At 62.1% G+C, this 2,490-nt stretch carries 2 protein-coding genes; one reads left to right on the forward strand and one right to left on the reverse strand.

Annotated elements, in window-relative coordinates:
- A partial coding sequence (locus tag QW868_RS33450; RefSeq protein ID WP_316232569.1) for a hypothetical protein occupies window positions 1-663 on the forward strand: 663 nt, incomplete at its 5' end.
- A gap of 382 nt (window positions 664-1,045) precedes the next feature.
- Here QW868_RS33450 and QW868_RS33455 read toward each other — a convergent pair.
- The gene (locus QW868_RS33455) at window positions 1,046-2,146 is read right to left on the reverse strand and encodes an IS4 family transposase (RefSeq protein WP_315701243.1); all 1,101 of its coding nucleotides are present in this window, start codon (window positions 2,144-2,146) and stop codon (window positions 1,046-1,048) included.
- Window positions 2,147-2,490 lie beyond the last annotated feature (344 nt).

Genomic DNA, 2,490 nt, shown 5'->3' on the forward strand with positions numbered 1-2,490 from the left:
TCCAAAGATGCGCTCGCGGACTTTCTCGCCCGCTTGCGCGGCGAAGCCGACGTGACATCGCTGCTGCTGATTGCGGGCGACGTGCTGGCTGCAAAGGGCCCGTTCAAGGCGAGCCGCGACATCGCCGAGTCCGGCCTGATCGAACAGCACGGTTTTGCGCGCGTCAGCGTGGCCGGCCACCCGGAAGGCCATCCTTACCTCGATCCAACCGGCGTCTTGAAGCTGCTTTTGGATTGGCAGGACTGGAGCGACCGGCGCGGCGTTCCCATCAACATCATCACCCAGTTCTGCTTCGAGAGCGCGCCGATCCTGGACTGGTTGTGGCAGCTCCGCGCCCACGGCGTGCTGCTGCCGGTCACGATCGGGCTGGCCGGTCCTGCCACCCCTGCGACGTTGGTGAAGTTCGCCTTGCGTTGCGGCGTCGGCAATTCCTTGCGCGCGGCGCGCAACCGGATTGGACGCTACGGCCGACTGATGACCGAAACGGGACCAGACGAGGTGGCGTGCGGGCTTGCCGACGCGCCGCCTGCGGATACGCAAGCCATCACAGGCTTCCACCTGTTTCCCTTCGGCGGTCTCCGCAAGGCGGCCCGCTGGCTGCGCGACGACAAGGCCGATGGGACGAGGGCACCTCCTGCCGGGCCAGGGACTGGAAAGTCGTAGCTCGAAAAGAGAAAGGAGACGACAGCGAGCAGGGCACCGGTTTCGTAGCGCGATGGCCGCAGGCATGCGATTGGGATTCATCAGCATGGTCGTTGTCTCCGACGACTGCGGACGCGTATCGGCAATCCCGCGGCGCTGGTTGCGTCCGGGTGATCCGTGAAGTTCATGCCCTCTTCGAAAGTGATGAGGGCGCAGGGAATGCCGCATAGGCGTTAAGGTAGCGCGAGCATCGATTGATACTTGCGTTTTCGAGGAGGCTCGCGAAGGTGGCGCCCCAACGCGCGTTTTCTGCGGCGCAAGCAACGGATGGTTGGTTGTGGAATGATTGCTTGCAGCAAGGATGCAACGAGCTGCTGCAGGACCCGCCAAGCGCCAGGCGTCGTTAAGCGGCCTGCGTCCAGTGGGGAGAGTCCTCGAAGTCGCTGGCAAGCGGCTCGAGCAACAGGATGATCAGGAGGTGGGCCAGCAGGTAGGGCTTGGCAGAGCGCGGATCGGTTCCTGGCGGCGTCTTGAGGCCAATCAGACTCTTCAGTCGCTTGAACCCAAGCTCGATCCGCCATCGCAATCGATAGAGCGCAAGCACATCTTTGGTGGAGAACTCGTCCCGCGCGAGCGACGTGATCAGAATGACCCAATCCGCAGCCTCCAAAGTTTCTTTGGAGATGATGCGGTTTTCATCTTTTGCGTCTTGCCGGGCTTTACGCCGAGAAGCAGCAGCCGCACCGGTGGGCTTCTTGATTGCGACCAGACGCATAGCCAGAGGCGCGCCGCCCTTGCGCTTGATCCAAATCTCCCGATCGACCAGTCCGCGCGCCTTCGCGGCACGCAATTGGGCCATCAGATCGAACGGAAGGCCTTTGGCGTCAAGCCAACGTGCGTTCTTCCAGCCCGCTCGGATCAAAACGTCGGCCCCGGCTTCGCGGACGGCCGCAATGCGGTCAGGTTGCAGATAAGCGCGGTCAGCAATGCGGATCTCGTTCTTGACCACTGGTATCCGGTCAAACGTTTCGCCCTCTTGCTGATCTGTCAGCTCGAAGTGACCAAAGCGCTCATAGGGCAGATCAAATGCGCTATGAACGCGCCAAAGCTCACTGTTCTTGCGCGCAGCCGGTCCCGCCTGAGGCACTGTCGTCGCATCGATGATGCGGATCAGGCGGCCTTGGCTCGCCTTCGGAGCTGCCGCAGCGAGCAAGCCCTCCACCAGCACCGCAAACCAATCACCACATTGACGCAGCCGATAGAACAACGCCACGCTGGTGAGGTCGGCAAGGCCAACAGAAGCCGCCCATGCGGCTGTCGATCTCAGCCCTCTTTCACCCAAACAATAGGCCAGCATCAGCCGAAGTAACGTCACCGCATCTGGAATCTGCCGCCGACGCGCGAAGGCCTTCGTCTGGCGCGCAGTTTTCTCGAGCTGCGCAGCCCCGCCCAGCTGCGCAACCACTCTCGTCCAGTCCTCGTTCAGGAGCGATTCGTCTGCCATCCCCTGTTCGAATCACGGCGGATTCCAACACTCAAGCATAAACTTAACGCCTATGGGGAATGCCGGGTGAAGGCCTCACCCATGGCCCGCCTGCAGAAAAGAAAGCAGGCGGCAGTTACCACAGGTGCAGCCGATCAACCGGCATTCCCTGCGCGATGGTTTTAACGCTTATACGTGATCTCCCCGGGGACCGGCTTGATTGCCCCCGCTGCGCATGACGCTTTCGCGTCAGCACGACCTCAGCACCGGGAGGTCAGGACCACACGATTTCACGTCCGCATCGGCGTTGTTCGTCGGCGCGATCAGATCACGCTGCAACTCCAACACGGCCATCGCATCCCCGC

It is taken from the genome of Bradyrhizobium sp. SZCCHNR1051 (genome assembly GCF_032489615.1).
Classification (GTDB): domain Bacteria; phylum Pseudomonadota; class Alphaproteobacteria; order Rhizobiales; family Xanthobacteraceae; genus Bradyrhizobium.

Bases quoted from the DNA above. Each gene is read 5' to 3' on its own strand.
- QW868_RS33455 (WP_315701243.1), bottom strand. From the start codon at position 2,146: ATGGCAGACGAATCGCTCCTGAACGAGGACTGGACGAGAGTGGTTGCG.